This window comes from Bacillus sp. FSL R9-9497 (assembly GCF_038005805.1).
Taxonomy (GTDB): Bacteria; Bacillota; Bacilli; order Bacillales; family Bacillaceae_G; genus Bacillus_A; species Bacillus_A cereus.
On record NZ_JBBOTY010000001.1, the window covers coordinates 3986768 to 4003311 of the forward strand.

The following is a 16544-nucleotide window of genomic DNA, read 5'->3' on the forward strand; positions in this document are numbered from 1 at the left end:
TTCCGACAAACGCCAAAAAGACATGAGGAAAAAAAGATAGAACGATAGCTATACAAAGGGTAGTATATCCCTTTCTCTAGCTTACATTCCTTACTTTTCTCCACTCATGCCTGATCGAATCAGTAACACGTGTCAAAAATAGGTTTACGTATAAGTTCACTATAATTAAGGCAAACGTTTTCGTTACTCACCTTAATGTGTTTGTCGAAATTTGTATAACTTTGCAATAGTTATTATACATAACTATTGTAAGCGATTCAATCATTTTTTTTAACGTTTTCATTTTAGACAAAAATATATGACTTTTTACACATGCTCTGCCTTCACTAAGCGTTGCAAGTGCATCGTTAAATAAATACTTTCAGCTTCATATACAGGTAGTTGCAACTCTTTTTGCATGACCTTAACTAGCTTCCAAGCCAAGTTATAGCAAACTGGATACTCCGCCTTTAATAAATCAGCAAAACTTTGCGATTCTTCTACTTTTTCTCCTTTTTTCACCCTCTCAATAGCATATTGAAGATGACGAATAAGGCGTAAATAATGAATGCTCTCTTGGTCTAATGTAATTTGTAAGTTTGTCTCAATTAAAGATACAAGTTGTGCAATGAGACGGGAGTTTTGATTAACTGAAGATAAATCAGAATTTGTAAGCGAACTGTAAATGTGAAGTGCAATAAAACCAATTTCTCCTTCTGGCAATGTAATTTGCAAACGAGAATTTAAAAGTTGTACAACACCTTCCGCAATTTCATATTCCTCTGGATAGAGCATTTTTGTTTCAACTAAAAAAGGGTTATCAATTGTAAGTCCTTGTTTTAACCTTTTAATCGCAAATGAAATATGATCCGTTAACGCAATATGAATATGTTCATTTAGTGGAGATTTCGCTTTTCCTTGAATGTACAGCATAATATCGTTCATCAATTCAATCAATTTTTCACTAATATGCGGCACTAATAATTTATATTGTTCACGATCACGTTCATTTTTTAAGACAAACATTTTTTCGATTTGTTCTTGCTCCAATACATCTTTCGCTTTTTTCCCAAATCCAATTCCTTTTCCAATCACTACTACTTCCTCATGTTCAGGATGGCTAGCAATGATGACATTATTATTTAAAACTTTTTTAATTTCTAGATAATTATTCATATAACACCACCCTCGTACTTAAATAGCCTACTTTCATGTTACAGAATATTCTTCTTTGTCGTCAATGTAAAACATCTGCCATTTAATAAAAATTCATTTTTTAGACATGTTTATATATGATGCGTATAATGTAAGAGCAACTGTACATAGAAAGGAGATAACAGCATGATTAAAATGTTTGTAAGTGATATCGATGGTACAATGATGCAACACGGAGGTCTTATTGATGAACAAGATGTTGCGGCACTACGCAGCCTTGCCGAACAAAATGTTATTCTTTGCTTCGCTTCCGGAAGACTTGATAATGAAATTGCAGACTTAATGAAAGCTGTAAATACAAATTTTCATCGCATTAGTGTAAATGGTGTTTTTGTATATACACATGAAAATAAACAACTATTATCTGCAACTTTTGATTCCAGCATACTTCCCGATTTGTTAGCTATGACGAATGAAGATCCTTATTTCCGTTATGTAAGTGATGAGCATAATTATTACATTGAAGAGAAAACACCTTTTATTCAAGAACTTGAACAACAAGTAACTATGACTTCTGTTGAAGAACCAAACTTACTACAGAAGATTGATGATACAATTTTCCCAAATAAAATTTCTGTCGGTGGAACAAAGGAGAACTTACAACTCCTTCAGAAAAAAATTGATGAAAAATTCCACGGGAAAGTTAGTACTTTCATCTCAGCAGAACAATGTTTAGATGTAATGCCACCGAATGTTAGTAAAGGCTCTGCCATTTCTGTTTTATTAAATGAGTTTCAAATAAAACCTGAGGAAATTGCTTGTATAGGGGATTCTTACAATGATATTCCTATGTTTTCTTTAACTCCTCACAGTTTTGCTATGTCACAAGCAGATGATGCAGTAAAAAATCACGCTCACTATGTAGTAAATCACGTCAAAGATGCTGTTAACCACGTAATTGCTCATAATAAAAATACGACTCATTCCTTATAAGGATGAGTCGTATTTTTATTTCTTTACATGTTAACCATTTTCAATTCCACTGTACTTCACAAACTGAAATATACTATTTGTTACGTGCGATATTCGTAATAAATTTATAACGATCTCCACGATAAATACATTTCACGTACTCTAGCGGTACCTCACCTTCTGAATATGACCATTGACGCATTACAAGTACAGGCGCCTTTTTAGGAATATGCAGATGTTCAGCTTCATTTTCCGTCGCAACGGAAGCTTCAATTGACTGAGTAGCGCTAACAAGTTTAAAGCCCAGTTTTTTCTCTAAATGTTCATATAAAGATTGTTGCAATATCTCTTCGTTAATATCTTTTACAAGAGCTGGCGACAAATATGTCGTCTCAAAAGCAATCGGTTCATCATCAGCTAAGCGAATACGCCTCACTTCATAAACCGATTCCCCCTCCTGTATTCTCAACCGGTCTGCTATTTTTGCAGTAGCTGGAACTAGGCGGAAACTAAGTAATTGACTACTTGGGTTCATCCCACGAGAAATCATGTCTTCTGTGAATCCCGTCATTCCTTGCAATTTTTGTTCCACTTTCGGAAGTTGGACAAATGTTCCAATTCCACGCTTCCGATATAAATAGCCTTGTTCCACTAAATTATTAATCGCCTGTCTGATTGTCATTCGACTCACTTCGAACTTATCACAAAGTTCATTCTCAGATGGGATTTTATCTCCCGGCTTCCATTCGCCGTCCTCAATTAGCTGTTTCACCCACTCTTGAATCTGATAATAGATCGGAAATGGTGAATACTTGTCGATGTTCATCAGCAATCGCCTCACTGCATAAAGATAGAGCTTCTTGATCAGCGATTACGGTTACATTCGGATGACGTTGTAAAACTGTAGCCGGACACTCTTCACTATATTCACCTTGCAATAATTCTTTAACAGCTTCTGCCTTTTTAGAACCCATAGCAACTAGTAGAACTTGTTTCGCTTTCATAATGCTTCCAATTCCCATTGTAATCGCATGAGTTGGCACATCTTCTTCTTTTTCGAAGAAGCGAAGGTTTGCTTGGCGTGTAGATTCTGTTAATTCAACAATGTTTGTTGGAGAATTAAACGGTGTTCCTGGCTCATTAAATCCGATGTGACCGTTTTCACCGATTCCAAGAATCTGTAGGTCAACTGGGTTAGCAGCTAGAATGCTCTCGTAACGTTTGCACTCTTCCTCTAAATCACTTGCCATCCCGTTTGGTACATAAGTTTGTTTAAATGGAAGATGATCAAACAACTGTTCTTGCATGAAATAATGATAGCTGTTTTTATCTTCATGTGGTAAATTTACGTACTCATCTAAGTTTACAGTGGTTACACGGCTTGTATCAAGTTTATTTTTTCGCATTTCTGCATAAATACCTAATGGAGAGCTTCCTGTAGCCATTCCTAACGTTGGATTTTCTTTTGTTTTTACAACTTCTTCAATTAATTTATAACCTGCTTCTGCTAGTTCTTCTGGCGTTTTTACAACAAGAATATTCATTTAATTACTTCCCTTCCTTCATATGAATTCCTAAACGAACCGTATCATATACATGTAAATCTTCATTCATCACAACAAAGTCTGCATCTTTTCCTACCGCTAATGCACCTTTATTATTTAATCCAAACTCTTCTGCTTGGTTAACTGATGTCATCAGTACTGCATCTTCGATTGAACAACCTGTAAATTCAATTACATTTCGGAAAGCTTGATCCATTTTTAAAATACTACCAGCTAACGTTCCATCTTCTAATCGAGCACTACCATCTTTTACATGTACTGGCTGTCCGCCAAGCTCATATAATCCATCTTCAAGACCCTTTGCACGCATTGCGTCAGTGATAACACTTACTTTTTTTGGTCCTTTTAACTTATATGCTAATTTCACCATATCAGGGTGAATATGAATGCCATCTGTAATTACTTCAACCATTACATCTGGATTTAATAACACATGACCAACAACTCCTGGTTCACGGTGATGTAATCCACGCATTTGATTGTATAAATGTGTCGCATGTGTAATCTTTCTATTTTTTAGTTGCGCATCAATTGCATCTGTATGCCCCATTGTGCCAACTACACCAGTTTCAGCAAGATATTGTTCAAACTCTAACGCTCCCTCTTCTTCTGGTGCATATGTTACTAATTTAATTAAATTCCCACTTGCTTCTTGCCATTGTTTAAATTGCTCAATATTTGCAGGAACGATATGTTCAAGTGGTTGTGCACCTGCACGTTTCTTTGAAACATAAGGTCCTTCTAAGTGAATATATTCGAAATGCGCTCCTTTTTCTTTTGCTTCTTTTGCAGCAGTTAACGCTGCTTCAATTGCCTCTGGAGCTTGTGTCATTGTTGTTGGGAAGTAAGTTGTAACCCCTTCTTTTAACATTTCTTTACCTAGAGTTACTAACCCATCGCTATTTGCATCCATCGCATCAATATCGTATCCACCATGAATATGAACATCGATCATACCTGGAATTACAATCTTCCCTGTAGCATCAAAAACAGTTTCATTTTCTTGTGGTACATATTGAGCCATCAAACCAATTTCTTTAATGGTTTCTGCGTAACGAATAAATCCGTTTTCCACTATTTCTTGACCTGTGTAAATTTTGGCATTGATGACAATTTGCGTTTTCATTTTCATCGATCCTTTCCCATGAATTACCTACTTGTTATTATTACCTTATTCGCCTAGTTCCATCTTAATATACGCACGAGTAGTTGTCTATACATTCTAATGAAATTTCCTTTTTATTCAACAGAAAAGGAAATTTCTTACGTCTCTTATAATTATAATATATATTATTCATTTTTCCAAAAAGGGACAGTATCGCCCCCTAATCTAGAAATCACTTCAATAATGGCATTAACCCGCTAGACTCTAACATAATATGTTCACCATCTGTTTCCATTTCTACTGTACGTTTATTCGTTCTATATACCATTATACCGTGCCTTTTTAAGCGTTTCACTACACTTTGGTGAGGATGTCCATACGGATTACTACTCCCGTACGACAAAATAGCAAACTGCGGTTCCACTTTTTTTATAAACGTTTCACTTGTTGAAGTATATGAGCCGTGATGCCCCACTTTTAACACATCTGCATGGACATCAAATTGTTTTAATATTTCATGTTCTGTCCGTACATCCGCGTCACCCATTAATAAAAAATCCGCTTTTCCATATCGCACCTTTAAAACAATTGATGATTCATTATTTTCATCTTTTGATTTCCCGTTGTTTAATACTTGTATAGAAACATGTGGATCCAGCGGTATATATTGTCCTTCCTTTACTGAAACGAAAGGTATCCCTCTTTTTTTAATATTATTCCGATACGTATGATAAGTAAGAGAACTATATGTTTTTCCGCTATCTAATATAAGCGATACCGGCATTTGCTCTACAATTGGAATTAACCCCCCTATGTGATCCATATCGGGATGCGTACTGACAATTACATCTAAATGATTAATCCCTTTCTCAATTAATTTCTGAATAATAACCTCTCCTGCTTCATAAGGTCCTCCATCAATTAACATTGTTTGTCCATTTGGCATTATAATAAGTGTTGCGTCACCTTGCCCCACTTTTAAAAAGCTCACTTTCATTTTACTAAGATGTTGCCGATGCATATGTAAAGGAGACGTAGTATGAATGGACATCATATACCTTTTAGCTGATGCGCTATTTAAAGAAAAACATAATAAAACAGAAACTAATAATAAAATAATCCGCATACCTCTCATAACTCGTCTCCTTTTTTCATTTAGTATGGCACTGTAAATAATTGATATACAAAAAAAGCTTAGCAAAATGCTAAGCTTTTATTTCGATATCTCTTGTAAGGAACCGAAGAATAAATCTGCTTCATTCATTTGTTCATTCTCTTCAGAAAGCAGTGGTAAATCATCTAATGTTTTCAATCCAAATGTGTCCAAAAATTCTTTTGTTGTTCCGTATAAAATAGGACGCCCTGGTCCTTCTGCTCTTCCCATTTCTTTTATAAGTAAATGTGAAACCAACGTTTGTAACGCCTTATCAGTTTTAACTCCTCTAATCTCTTCCATTTCAGTCCTTGTGATTGGTTGGCGATATGCAACAATCGCTAAAGTTTCGAGGGCAGCTTGTGAGAGTGAAGCAGCTGTTGGTGTATCTATTAATTTTTGATAATATGAAGCATGTTCTTTCTTTGTAGCAAAACGATATACTTTTGCATACTGTACAATTTGCAAACCACGGTTTGCACCTTCACATTCTTGTTGCATTTCTTCTAAAATATTTATTACTTCATTCATTTCAATTTCAAGAACTTTCGCTATTTGTTCTGGATAAATCCCTTCATCACCAGAAACAAATAAAAGGCCTTCAATAATTGACTTTTGTTCTTTCCTATCCATTTCACGAGCTCCTTCCTTCTATTTTCTCATAAAAATACACATCAAAAAAACCGAATCACAATTAATGCGTTCGGTTCAATATTTTTTCTCTTGTTCCAAACGATACATAAAAACATAGCATGAGATAAAATGTTTCTATCCCATTTTCACATACTTGCTCTATGCAGATTTATTAGAGCTTGATACGAAAATTTCATCAAAATTATGTTCTTGCTCAATTATGATTTGTTGATTTTTCATAAGTTCCAGAACTGCTAAAAATGTTACAACCATTATTTCACGTTCATCATCAACAAACAAATCATAAAAACTTTGGCGACCACCCTTTATTTTTAACTGCTTTAAAATATCAGTCATTCGCTGTTCAATTGGTATTTCTTGACGAGTAATACGTGTTGTTACAGGTTTTTTTGCCTTTTTACGGCGCATTAATTTTTGAAATGCTGCTAGCATATCATATAACGTAACATCAAGAGGTAAGCTTGTCTCCTCTTCTTGTTGCAACGATGTAAAGTCAATTGGTGGACGTGTATATAGCTGTGCTCTTTCTTGTTCTCTTTCTTTTAACTCAGTAGCAACTTGCTTATATTTCTTATATTCAATTAACCTCTCCATCAATTCTTGACGAGGATCATCTATAAAATCATCACCGTTATCAAGTACATCTTCTTCATGTTTCGGCAACAACATCTTACTTTTAATTTGTAATAACGTTGCAGCCATTACTAAATACTCACTTGCAACATCTAATTGAAGTTCTTTCATCGTATGCACATAAGATAAATATTGCTCTGTAATATCTGCTACAGGAATATTATATATATCAATTTCATAACGATGTATTAAATGTAACAATAGATCTAACGGCCCTTCAAAAGCCTCTACTTTAAAATTATATTGCACAAAGCATCCCACCACATTTTTTCTATAACAACATAAGTATAGAGCATACTCATGTTCTATCCAACCTTTTTAAGAAATTTAATTAAAAATAGACCGATGCCTATGTCATCATGCCCACCACTTCATATGATAACAGTGTAGTAAGAACAATGTAGGAGGTCAAAAAACTATGGGTCACGTTGATTGTGGTTTTAGCGGTGGGTTCGCATTACTTGTTGTACTGTTTATTTTGCTAATTATTGTAGGAGCAGCTTGCTTCTGCTAATATGAACAATAACGGCTAGGGGGAAACCTCCTAGTCGTTTATTGTTCATATTTCTATGATACACTTATATGTATAACCGTTAGATAGGAGCGAGAAAACATGTATCCTACCGAATACATACAATTTTTAATTCATTTCCATGGAGATTATGACTATTTTGAATGCCACGAAATACTAGAAGAGTATTGGAAAACAAAACCAAGAGGTAATCGTGATCATTACTTAGTTGGTCTCATTCAAATTGCAGTTTCTTTATACCACCAAAGACGTGCTAATTGGAATGGTTCCACAAAAATGATGAAAAGCGCAATCACAATTTTAGAAAAAAGCGGTGTGCCTTTACAACGTTTAGGAATTAATCAAGTACAACTTCTTTCCTTGCTCAATGACAGATTGCAATCTATCCATAAAAAAGAACGTTTTGTACCTTTATTTTTACCCTTATCAGATCCATCGTTAGAGAAGCAGTGCATAGAGTTATGTCAAAAACAAAACCTCTCTTGGAAAGACTTGAATGCTATCCCAGGTGAATATATTATAAACAAGCACACTTTGCGTGATCGCACAGAGGTCATTACTGAACGAAACGAACAATTACAAAAAAGAAAGCAGAGATAATAAACTACTTATCTCTGCTTTCACGAATGTATATTTTGTTCTAGCCCTTTACATTTTTCGCAAAAACTTGCCGTTTGCTCATTTCCGCAAATTGTAAACTCAAGAAATTTACTCTTTAACTCTTGAACCATCTTCGTCCCAATCCCCACATGACGGTGAGACGGGTTCACACTCAAATGCTGAATTTCTAATACTTGATTCTCTTTTTTTACAATCCCCATTATTCCAACAAAATCTTCATTTTCTTTCCACAAATACAATTGCCAATCATCTTTTGCTTCATATTCTTTCATTGTCAATTGTAATGTTTTCACATCTTTTTCAGTTGGCATAAACGAAAGAAGCCCCATTGCAATTTTTTCATAACTTTTTTTAAAACGAATTAACATAACCCTTATCCCTTCTTACAAAAGTTACAAACTAGTAATCCCCTCAATCACTCTTTTCATATCACATTCATTTTACAATATTTTCAACAGAGTGAGAAGAGTCTAAAACAACTTGATAATCATACAAAGCGAAAAGAAGAAAGTCAAATCTATGTTTCAGCACTATTCCTTTAATAAATAGAGTTAAAAAAAGAAAATTTTATATGGAATGGAAAGAAACATATCATTCAACAGCACTTCATTCATAGTTACCCTAAAGCAGCACAATTCTAGCAAAATTAATATAACAAAAAATATTTATTGAAACATATAATGTAATGTATTCTATGTAATTGGTTAAAGGTTTGTTCTCACAAGCAATATATTTTAGCAACAATACTACTTGTATGATGAGCTGTAGAAGAAGTACTCAATCTCATTAAAAATAAAAAAGAGAGCAAAAGCTCTCTTTTTCCTTACCTTATTCTTCCCAAACTTTAACTTCTTTCATTACATCGCCTTGACGCATTTTTAATACTGTTTCAATACCGCTTGTTGCTTTACCAAATACAGTATGAACACCATCTAAATGCGGCTGTGGCTCATGAACGATAAAGAATTGGCTACCGCCTGTGTTACGGCCAGCGTGAGCCATAGAAAGTGATCCTACAAGGTGTCTATGAGGGTTTCCATCAGTTTCACATGGAATAGAGTAACCTGGGCCACCTGCACCTGTACCTGTTGGGTCTCCACCTTGGCTTACGAAGCCAGGAATAACACGGTGGAATGTCACACCGTCATAAAATCCTTGCTCTGCTAATTTTTTAAAGTTTTCTACTGTTTTCGGTGCTTCTTCTGGGAAAAATTCCAAGTCGATTTTTTCACCGTTTTCCATTAATATGTATCCTAAAGTTTTCATACGTATATGTCTCCTTTCAATTATCTCAGCACTATATTACCACATTCATGACTAGAAACAAAAAGAATCCGACAATCTAGATACTTCTTTTTTGAAATGTGGAAAAAGCTAGGTGACAAATAAGAAATATATACTATAATAACTTTGTTGCCCGAAAATTTTAGAAAGAGAAAGGGAGCGATTTTTCGTGAAAACGAAATTATTAGCTCTGCTATTAGCTGTAACGGTATTTATGATGCCAACAGCTTCATTTGCAGACATCATCGAGGGAGAATCAATTGTTACATTAGGAGAGAACTTATCCGAACAACAAAAACAAGATCTGTTAAAAGAAATGAAAGCACCAAAAGATGCTACAATTATCACTGTATCTAATGCGGAAGAACATAAATTTCTAGAAGGCATTGTTCCAAAAGCACAAATTGGTACGAGAGCAATTTCTTCTTCTATGATTACATACACAAAACCAGGATCTGGTCTTATTGTACGATCAAAGAACATTAACTGGGTAACAGATGCAATGTACACTAACGCTTTGATTACAGCAGGTGTAAAAGATGCAGAAATTCAAATTACTGCACCTTTTAAAGTTTCAGGAACTGCAGCTTTAACTGGATTAATGAAAGCATACGAAACTGCGTCCAATAAACAAATTCCTGAAGAAGTTAAAAAAGTAGCGAATGAAGAAATGGTACAAACAGCCCAGCTTGGTGATAAAATTGGTGAAGAAAAAGCAGTTCAACTTGTTGCAAAAATTAAAGAAGAAATTGCAAAAGAACAGCCAAAAACAACAGAAGATTTACGTTCATTAATTAAAAAAATTGCTGATCAACTCGGCATTACATTAACAGATGAACAGTTAGATAACTTAGTATCGTTATTTGATAAAATGAAGAATCTTAATATCGATTGGAATCAAGTTGGTAGTCAATTAAACAAAGCAAAAGAACATGTTTCTGCCTTTTTAGGATCTGAAGAAGGGCAAAGTTTTCTAGATAAAGTGAAAGATTTCTTCTCAAGTATCATTGATTTTGTTAAATCTTTATTCAAGTAAAAAAGAAGCCCGCCAATGACGGGCTTCTTTTTTATACAAGTAACGGTAATTTCATAACAGCCTCTTCAACCGAACGCACTATATGATTTGCTTTCTCCTTTACATATGGATGGGCATGATGAAGAGTAAATGAATGCGGGGTTACTTCAAACATAGAAATATCATTGAAAGAATCTCCAATACAAGCAACTTCATTTGCTTCAATTTGCAAATGATCCATTAGTCGCTTTAGAGCACTCCCCTTACTCACGCCTCTTGGCATAATATCAACATAGCGTTTACCTGATATAAAAACTTCCGCTTCGCCTTGAAACGTATCTCGTAGCTCTTGATCTAACGTCACAATTTTCTCTTCTTCTCCAAAAATAAACAATTTTGCAGGGTGTACAGTCTTACCAAACTCTTCTTCTAACGCTTCAATTTCAGCGATATGCACGCCCATATATGCTTCAAAATTATGGTGATGTTCATTCTTCCTTTTTGTATATCGCTGCTCATTTGCACAAACAATATCCGCTAGTCCTTTTTTATGTATATATCGATATATTTCCTGGGCAACCACATTTTCAAAACTCGATTCATGAAATAAATTTCCATCTGGAAGTAACATTGTCGCTCCATTTAAGCCAGTTGTGTAATATGGGAATGCAAACCTTTTTACAACTTCATCAATTCTGTGTGTAAAGCGGCCAGAGGCAAAACAAATATTTGTCCCTTTCTCAGCTAACCAACACAGCGCACGTTCATCTTCTTTTTGCATATGATTCACATCGTAAACGAGCGTGTCATCTAAATCACTTACAAATAATTTAATCATGTCCTCTTCCCCTTTCATACACAATATCTACTCTAAGTGTACACAAAAAATGTTTGATTTTTGTTAAAAAATAATAAATTTTTGCTAAAAAAAATAAACGGGTGTATAATCCCGTTTATTTTTGTCTTTTTACATTTTGAGGTCTTACAATACTTGGTCGTACTTTTAAACTAGACATCGTTGGACGGAGTAAAATTTTTGTTAACGCGCCCCAATCAAATGGTAAAAACGGCCATAAATAAGGTGTTTGTAAACTTTTTATAGACGTTAAAAATAAAATTAATATCGTCATACCAATTACAAATCCCATCTCATGGAAGAGACCTGTTAAAATAATAACAAACAATTTCCCAACCTTATTCCCTAATCCTAGTTCATAACTCGGTGTTGCATATGCACCAACCATCGAAACTGCTACATACAAAATTACTTCTGGCACAAACAAACCTACATCAATTGCAATTTGACCAATTAATATAGCGGAAATTAACCCTGCTGCAGACGATAACGGCGTTGGAGTATGAATGGCTGCCATCCTTAAAAACTCAAGTCCGACCTCTGCCATTAACACCTGTAATAAAATTGGTAAATGCGTCATCTTAGTCGGTCCAATAAAAGCAAGATTTGCTGGCAAAAGAGTTGGATCAAATACAAACACTAACCAAAATGGTAATAAAAATAACGAGAATATAACACCTAAAAAGCGCACCCAGCGTAAAAATGTACCGACAGCTGGATTTTGTCTAAACTCTTCCGCGTGCTGTAAATGATGAAAATATGTTGTCGGTGTAATCATAGCACTTGGCGATGTGTCAACAAGTACTAACACATGTCCTTCTAGTAGATGATTTGCTGCTACATCTGGCCTTTCTGTATATCGAATAAGTGGGAATGGGTTATAGCTTTGCTTTACAACAAATTCTTCTACTGTTTTATCCGCCATCGTAATTCCATCTACATCGATGTTATTTAATTCTTGTTTTATAATCTTTACTAAATCTGGATTTGCAACATCTTGAACGTATGTAATACAAATATCCGTTTGCGATCTATCTCCTACTCGAACCATTTCATTTCGAAGACGTGGATCTCGAATTCTCCTACGAATTAACGCTGTATTTACAACGATATTTTCAACAAATCCATCCCTCGCACCTCGTACTACCTTTTCGGTATCCGGTTCTGTCGGTGTTCGCCCTGGATAACTACGAACATCGATCGCGAACGCTTCCGTTTCACCTTCCACAAATATCACGATCAGTCCTGATAATACTTGGAGCATTACCTCATCCATCGTTTTCACTTTACTTACTTGTTGATGGATTAAGCGATTCTCTAAAAGCTTCACTGTATCTTCTTCTACATCCCTTATCTCATTTGTATCCACCGCTTCTTCTAAAATAGGGATAATATAATTTGTATCACAAAGTCCGTTTACAAATAACACACCAATTTCTTTATTCAAAATTTGAAATTTACGAATGCCGACATCGTATGTAACGCCTAGTCCAACTGTCTGCTTTAAATAATTTTCATTGTCACTTATGAAAGTTGATATAGGGATATCCACTTTTTTAGGCTTCGTCATAAAAACCACTCCTTTCCAAAATTAATTGAATTGCTTTCTTCGTAATAGGTGATCCCCTCTCCCATTCATCATTTCCACACATCTTACCAATGTCACCGACTCCAACAATGACAGGAACATTTAAATCGTCTAAACAATATATTGTATCTCCGCTAATCCTGCCAATTTCACCATCTGGAAGTCCAAATTTATCAACACCGTATTCGGTTAAATTCCCGTTCCGATCTACACTTACATCTACACGTGCCCATTCCCAATGATGCGTATTAGACGCTACTGCTAAAATACCGAGCACATCAATTTGTTTATGGGTAGCCACATATTTTAATGCCTTTTCACCAGATCCTTCTCCAATAAATCCACTGTCATCAAACATGACAAATACAGGGTCATATGGCGTTTGCATAATAAGCTCAACAACTTTTTTCCCTGTCAATTTGGTTGGATTACTTTGTGATGCTGAAATACACCTTCCCCCAAATTCCTTCGTTAAAAGCTCAATTGTCCGCTTTGCATATTCATCTCCATCTGTGACCAAAACAACCCTTCGTCTCATTTGATTTATCCTTTCGGTTTACATATAAGTGCTATAAAAAATGAAAACAATATCGCTGCGGAAATGCCCGCAGACGTTAAACTAAACATGCCAATACCAATTCCTAAATATCCATGTTTTTCTGCTGCATGCATTGCTCCGTGCAATAGTGAATGTCCAAAACTTGTAATAGGGACTGTCGCTCCAGCACCTGCAAATTTTATTAGTTTATCGTACAATCCAAATCCATCTAAAATTGCTCCGATGACTACAAAAGTTGCCATTAAATGAGCTGGTGTTAACTTTACGAAATCTAACAATAGTTGCCCAATTAAACAAATAGATCCACCTACAAGAAATGCATATATAAAATCCACAATTCACTCTCCTTTAACTCTCTCAAATACGACACCATGTGCAATTGTTGGAATCGTTTCCTTCTGTTGCATCATCATCGGGCTTAATAATGCACCAGTCGCAACGACAAAAATTCGTTGTAAATTCCCTTTTTGCATCTCGTGTAATAAATGGCCATACGTAACAACTGCTGAACAAGCGCAACCACTACCACCTGCAAACACTTCTTCTTGACTTGATTCATAAATCATCAATCCACAATCATTGTATATATGCCCAAGATCATAACCTTCCTCAAGTAAAAGTTGTTTCGCAATCGGCGTCCCAACAGCTGATAAATCACCCGTAACAATCAAATCATAATCATCGGCACTTCTTCTTAAATCTTCAAAATGTTGTTGAATTGTATGAGCTGCTGCTGGAGCCATCGCTGCCCCCATATCCAAAGGATTTGTAATTCCTAAATCTTGCACTTTTCCGATAGTAGCTGACGTAATTTTAATTGCACTTTTTTCATTGCTAATTAATATAGATCCTGCACCAGTCACAGTTGAATTTGCTGTCCCTGGTTTTTGCCCACCGTACTCTGTTGGATAGCGAAATTGTCTTTCAGCCGTTGCATTATGACTGCTTACTGTAGCTAAGACACGATTTGCAAATCCACCGTCTATAAAAGCTGAGCCAACTGCTAAAGTCTCCATAGACGTTGCACAAGCGCTAAACATTCCTAAAAAAGGAATGCCCCACTTACGCGCAACATAATTTGCTGTCACTGTTTGATTTAATAAATCTCCCGCTAAAAAGAAATCAATTTGCGATGTTTTTATATTCCCTTTTTGCACTGCTTGTTGAATTGAGTCTGACATTAATCTTCGTTCGGCGAGCTCCCAATTTTCTTCTCCACAATGCAAGTCATCATATGAAATATCAAATTTTTTCCCAAGAGGGCCCTCAGCTTCTTTCGGACCGACAGCAGTACCCGTTGCATTCACATATATATCATTTTGAAATACCCACGTTTGTTTTCCGGTCAACCTCATACTAGCCCCTCCTTTAAGACATAAAAATTTTAAAGGTATACCTTATTAACCCAATGATATATGCACCAACAACCCCAAATACAATCACACTTCCTGCCAGTTTAAACATATTTGTAGCAATCCCTAGAACAACCCCTTCGCTCTTATGTTCTAAGGCAGCGCTCGCCATAGAATTTGCAAATCCTGTTACCGGTACCGCTGATCCTGCTCCAGCAAATTGACCGATTTTATCATATACACCACACCCTGTTAAAATCGCGGATAATAAAACAAGGGTTGCAACAGTTGGGTTTCCTGCCTCTTGTTCACTGAAGTGAAAATAATGTATATAAAATTTCATCAATACTTCTCCAACTGTGCAAATGAGTCCACCTACAAGAAATGCTTTAATACAATTTAGCAAATAGTTTGGCTTTGGATGATACTCCTTCACTTTATTTATGTAATCATCCTTCAATTTCTGACTTGTCATTTATATACTGCCTCCTACTTTACGAAATAAATCCAGTGAAACAACGATCCTATTACTTTCCCAAGTACAAGAGCAACGAGTAAAACAATAATCTTCCCCTCTACCCCTACTCGTTTCGCTAAAATAGGTAGAACATTTAACACCTCTGTTAATGCTGCAGCAAGCATTCCAATGAACGTGCCACAAAATATCCCTAATATAACGAGCCAATATTGCGACGTTTGAAATGTAATGTTTTTCAAACTGCACCAAGCCCCTGTTAAAGTACCTGCAATGACTGCCCACTCAAAATATTGAATATGCTTTCCACTTCTCGTTAATTGGGCTAAACGGGGGATTATACCAAGTACAGCTAAAAATGCGACATATCCGCTACCTACCGCAATCCCTCCAGCTAAACCAATTAAAATAACAAATCCAGACTCAATCATCGGTAAGTTGTTTCATATTATCCTTGTTTTCATTAACGATTACATACTGATCAAGTGACTGTTGGTATTGAAACATCTCAACTTCTAGCGGACTTGGCTCTTCATTAATTCGCTTTTGAAATACATGATTAAAGAATAAAACCATCCCTAAGCCAAGACCTAAAGAATAAGGAATTTGAAATAAAAGTGGTTGCGCATTAAATTCTCCAGTAATCATGTAATATAACCGTTGATGTACTTGTTGCATACTTACATCTTCATGGAAATAAATGATCGCAAGGGCGGCTCCAATGAACAGTAACAGCCATACAAGCCCGAAAAAAATTGGGTGCGCCTTCTTTTTTTCGTATATAATTTCAACAAGAGTTTGTCCAGAACCGAGTAAATTAATTTGTACATGAGATGCTTTCTGTTGAATAATCTCAATTACTTTCATAACATCAATTACAACATGCGTCTTATCATGCGCTGTTATTTTGTAAACTATCTCATTTTGTAACAACTCAACTACGGAAGAATCTCCGGCAAGTTGAGCAACATCGCCCAGCTTTACTTCATAAGTAGGAGAAACTTTTAAACGATTGCGCATTTTAATATAAATCGTTTGTTCCAACT

General features: G+C 35.5%; 21 protein-coding genes. 4 read left to right on the forward strand and 17 right to left on the reverse strand.

Annotation, left to right across the window (positions count from 1 at the left end):
* Positions 1 to 306: 306 nt before the first annotated feature.
* Positions 307 to 1155 carry a glucose PTS transporter transcription antiterminator GlcT gene (gene glcT, locus MKY21_RS20410; RefSeq protein WP_061663479.1) on the reverse strand — a complete coding sequence of 283 codons (849 nt, stop codon included), beginning with the start codon at positions 1153 to 1155 and terminating at the stop codon, positions 307 to 309.
* Positions 1156 to 1320: 165 nt separating this feature from the next.
* Between glcT and MKY21_RS20415 the strand changes: the two genes are divergently transcribed.
* Entirely contained in the window at positions 1321 to 2127 is an 807-nt protein-coding gene (locus tag MKY21_RS20415) for a Cof-type HAD-IIB family hydrolase (RefSeq protein ID WP_000594241.1), read from the forward strand.
* A 73-nt stretch (positions 2128 to 2200) separates the two neighbouring features.
* Here the strand turns inward: MKY21_RS20415 and phnF are convergent, their stop codons facing one another.
* The 6 genes from phnF to scpA form a co-directional block, all read right to left on the reverse strand.
* Entirely contained in the window at positions 2201 to 2932 is a 732-nt protein-coding gene (gene phnF, locus MKY21_RS20420) for a phosphonate metabolism transcriptional regulator PhnF (RefSeq protein WP_021727649.1), read from the reverse strand.
* A complete protein-coding gene (gene nagB / locus MKY21_RS20425) occupies positions 2862 to 3650 on the reverse strand; it encodes a glucosamine-6-phosphate deaminase (RefSeq protein WP_001024210.1) in 789 nt (262 codons plus the stop codon). Before nagB ends, phnF begins: the two co-directional genes overlap by 71 nt.
* A 4-nt stretch (positions 3651 to 3654) precedes the next feature.
* Positions 3655 to 4797 (reverse strand): N-acetylglucosamine-6-phosphate deacetylase, encoded by a 1143-nt coding sequence (nagA, locus tag MKY21_RS20430; protein WP_001987227.1) that lies wholly within the window; start codon positions 4795 to 4797, stop codon positions 3655 to 3657.
* A 211-nt stretch (positions 4798 to 5008) separates the two neighbouring features.
* Positions 5009 to 5911 (reverse strand): ComEC/Rec2 family competence protein, encoded by a 903-nt coding sequence (locus MKY21_RS20435; protein ID WP_001214829.1) that lies wholly within the window; start codon positions 5909 to 5911, stop codon positions 5009 to 5011.
* A 78-nt stretch (positions 5912 to 5989) separates the two neighbouring features.
* On the reverse strand, positions 5990 to 6562 hold the full coding sequence (gene scpB, locus MKY21_RS20440) for a segregation/condensation protein ScpB (protein WP_000375170.1): 573 nt from the start codon (positions 6560 to 6562) through the stop codon (positions 5990 to 5992).
* A gap of 159 nt (positions 6563 to 6721) precedes the next feature.
* Positions 6722 to 7465: a segregation/condensation protein A gene (gene scpA, locus MKY21_RS20445; RefSeq protein ID WP_001199753.1), complete on the reverse strand. Its 744-nt coding sequence runs from the start codon at positions 7463 to 7465 to the stop codon at positions 6722 to 6724.
* Positions 7466 to 7634: 169 nt separating this feature from the next.
* Between scpA and MKY21_RS20450 the strand changes: the two genes are divergently transcribed.
* Positions 7635 to 7730, forward strand: a complete 96-nt coding sequence (locus MKY21_RS20450) for a YjcZ family sporulation protein (protein WP_000510194.1) — start codon at positions 7635 to 7637, stop codon at positions 7728 to 7730.
* Positions 7731 to 7829: 99 nt separating this feature from the next.
* The gene (locus tag MKY21_RS20455; protein ID WP_000283589.1) at positions 7830 to 8348 is read left to right on the forward strand and encodes a DUF309 domain-containing protein; all 519 of its coding nucleotides are present in this window, start codon (positions 7830 to 7832) and stop codon (positions 8346 to 8348) included.
* Between the two features lie 20 nt (positions 8349 to 8368).
* Here the strand turns inward: MKY21_RS20455 and ribT are convergent, their stop codons facing one another.
* Together ribT and MKY21_RS20465 are read right to left on the reverse strand one after the other, a co-directional pair.
* A complete protein-coding gene (ribT, locus tag MKY21_RS20460) occupies positions 8369 to 8737 on the reverse strand; it encodes a GNAT family N-acetyltransferase RibT (RefSeq protein ID WP_000908401.1) in 369 nt (122 codons plus the stop codon).
* Between the two features lie 460 nt (positions 8738 to 9197).
* The gene (locus MKY21_RS20465; protein ID WP_000853782.1) at positions 9198 to 9635 is read right to left on the reverse strand and encodes a peptidylprolyl isomerase; all 438 of its coding nucleotides are present in this window, start codon (positions 9633 to 9635) and stop codon (positions 9198 to 9200) included.
* A 187-nt stretch (positions 9636 to 9822) separates the two neighbouring features.
* Here MKY21_RS20465 and MKY21_RS20470 point away from each other — a divergent pair, with 187 nt between their 5' ends.
* The gene (locus MKY21_RS20470) at positions 9823 to 10689 is read left to right on the forward strand and encodes a DUF1002 domain-containing protein (RefSeq protein WP_000850515.1); all 867 of its coding nucleotides are present in this window, start codon (positions 9823 to 9825) and stop codon (positions 10687 to 10689) included.
* 31 nt (positions 10690 to 10720) lie between these two features.
* Here the strand turns inward: MKY21_RS20470 and MKY21_RS20475 are convergent, their stop codons facing one another.
* The 8 genes from MKY21_RS20475 to MKY21_RS20510 form a co-directional block, all read right to left on the reverse strand.
* Positions 10721 to 11524 (reverse strand): Cof-type HAD-IIB family hydrolase, encoded by an 804-nt coding sequence (locus MKY21_RS20475; RefSeq protein ID WP_341077261.1) that lies wholly within the window; start codon positions 11522 to 11524, stop codon positions 10721 to 10723.
* A 97-nt stretch (positions 11525 to 11621) separates the two neighbouring features.
* Positions 11622 to 13094: a spore germination protein SpoVAF gene (gene spoVAF, locus MKY21_RS20480; protein WP_000165596.1), complete on the reverse strand. Its 1473-nt coding sequence runs from the start codon at positions 13092 to 13094 to the stop codon at positions 11622 to 11624.
* Positions 13081 to 13650 (reverse strand): stage V sporulation protein AE, encoded by a 570-nt coding sequence (locus MKY21_RS20485; RefSeq protein ID WP_001254415.1) that lies wholly within the window; start codon positions 13648 to 13650, stop codon positions 13081 to 13083. Before MKY21_RS20485 ends, spoVAF begins: the two co-directional genes overlap by 14 nt.
* 5 nt (positions 13651 to 13655) lie before the next feature.
* Positions 13656 to 14006: a stage V sporulation protein AE gene (spoVAE, locus tag MKY21_RS20490; protein ID WP_025966313.1), complete on the reverse strand. Its 351-nt coding sequence runs from the start codon at positions 14004 to 14006 to the stop codon at positions 13656 to 13658.
* Between the two features lie 3 nt (positions 14007 to 14009).
* Complete coding sequence (spoVAD, locus tag MKY21_RS20495; protein WP_001241163.1) at positions 14010 to 15026, reverse strand: stage V sporulation protein AD; 1017 nt, start codon at positions 15024 to 15026, stop codon at positions 14010 to 14012.
* A 13-nt stretch (positions 15027 to 15039) separates the two neighbouring features.
* On the reverse strand, positions 15040 to 15498 hold the full coding sequence (spoVAC, locus tag MKY21_RS20500; RefSeq protein ID WP_000203810.1) for a stage V sporulation protein AC: 459 nt from the start codon (positions 15496 to 15498) through the stop codon (positions 15040 to 15042).
* A gap of 14 nt (positions 15499 to 15512) precedes the next feature.
* Positions 15513 to 15929 carry a stage V sporulation protein SpoVAB gene (gene spoVAB, locus MKY21_RS20505; RefSeq protein WP_000572936.1) on the reverse strand — a complete coding sequence of 139 codons (417 nt, stop codon included), beginning with the start codon at positions 15927 to 15929 and terminating at the stop codon, positions 15513 to 15515.
* Positions 15922 to 16542 (reverse strand): stage V sporulation protein AA, encoded by a 621-nt coding sequence (locus tag MKY21_RS20510; RefSeq protein ID WP_061663476.1) that lies wholly within the window; start codon positions 16540 to 16542, stop codon positions 15922 to 15924. The genes spoVAB and MKY21_RS20510 overlap by 8 nt, the downstream gene beginning before the upstream one ends.
* Between the last annotated feature and the right edge of the window lie 2 nt (positions 16543 to 16544).

What these genes read in the sequence shown, in the direction of transcription:
- MKY21_RS20455 (WP_000283589.1), top strand. Translation starts at nt 7,830, where the DNA reads ATGTATCCTACCGAATACATACAATTTTTAATTCATTTCCATGGAGAT.
- MKY21_RS20485 (WP_001254415.1), bottom strand. Translation starts at nt 13,650, where the DNA reads ATGAGACGAAGGGTTGTTTTGGTCACAGATGGAGATGAATATGCAAAG.
- MKY21_RS20435 (WP_001214829.1), bottom strand. Translation starts at nt 5,911, where the DNA reads ATGAGAGGTATGCGGATTATTTTATTATTAGTTTCTGTTTTATTATGT.
- spoVAD (WP_001241163.1), bottom strand. Translation starts at nt 15,026, where the DNA reads ATGAGGTTGACCGGAAAACAAACGTGGGTATTTCAAAATGATATATAT.
- nagA (WP_001987227.1), bottom strand. Translation starts at nt 4,797, where the DNA reads ATGAAAACGCAAATTGTCATCAATGCCAAAATTTACACAGGTCAAGAA.
- scpB (WP_000375170.1), bottom strand. Translation starts at nt 6,562, where the DNA reads ATGGATAGGAAAGAACAAAAGTCAATTATTGAAGGCCTTTTATTTGTT.
- MKY21_RS20450 (WP_000510194.1), top strand. Translation starts at nt 7,635, where the DNA reads ATGGGTCACGTTGATTGTGGTTTTAGCGGTGGGTTCGCATTACTTGTT.
- nagB (WP_001024210.1), bottom strand. Translation starts at nt 3,650, where the DNA reads ATGAATATTCTTGTTGTAAAAACGCCAGAAGAACTAGCAGAAGCAGGT.
- glcT (WP_061663479.1), bottom strand. Translation starts at nt 1,155, where the DNA reads ATGAATAATTATCTAGAAATTAAAAAAGTTTTAAATAATAATGTCATC.
- ribT (WP_000908401.1), bottom strand. Translation starts at nt 8,737, where the DNA reads ATGTTAATTCGTTTTAAAAAAAGTTATGAAAAAATTGCAATGGGGCTT.
- spoVAF (WP_000165596.1), bottom strand. Translation starts at nt 13,094, where the DNA reads ATGACGAAGCCTAAAAAAGTGGATATCCCTATATCAACTTTCATAAGT.
- MKY21_RS20415 (WP_000594241.1), top strand. Translation starts at nt 1,321, where the DNA reads ATGATTAAAATGTTTGTAAGTGATATCGATGGTACAATGATGCAACAC.
- MKY21_RS20475 (WP_341077261.1), bottom strand. Translation starts at nt 11,524, where the DNA reads ATGAAAGGGGAAGAGGACATGATTAAATTATTTGTAAGTGATTTAGAT.
- spoVAB (WP_000572936.1), bottom strand. Translation starts at nt 15,929, where the DNA reads ATGATTGAGTCTGGATTTGTTATTTTAATTGGTTTAGCTGGAGGGATT.
- phnF (WP_021727649.1), bottom strand. Translation starts at nt 2,932, where the DNA reads ATGAACATCGACAAGTATTCACCATTTCCGATCTATTATCAGATTCAA.
- spoVAC (WP_000203810.1), bottom strand. Translation starts at nt 15,498, where the DNA reads ATGACAAGTCAGAAATTGAAGGATGATTACATAAATAAAGTGAAGGAG.
- MKY21_RS20465 (WP_000853782.1), bottom strand. Translation starts at nt 9,635, where the DNA reads ATGAAAACTTTAGGATACATATTAATGGAAAACGGTGAAAAAATCGAC.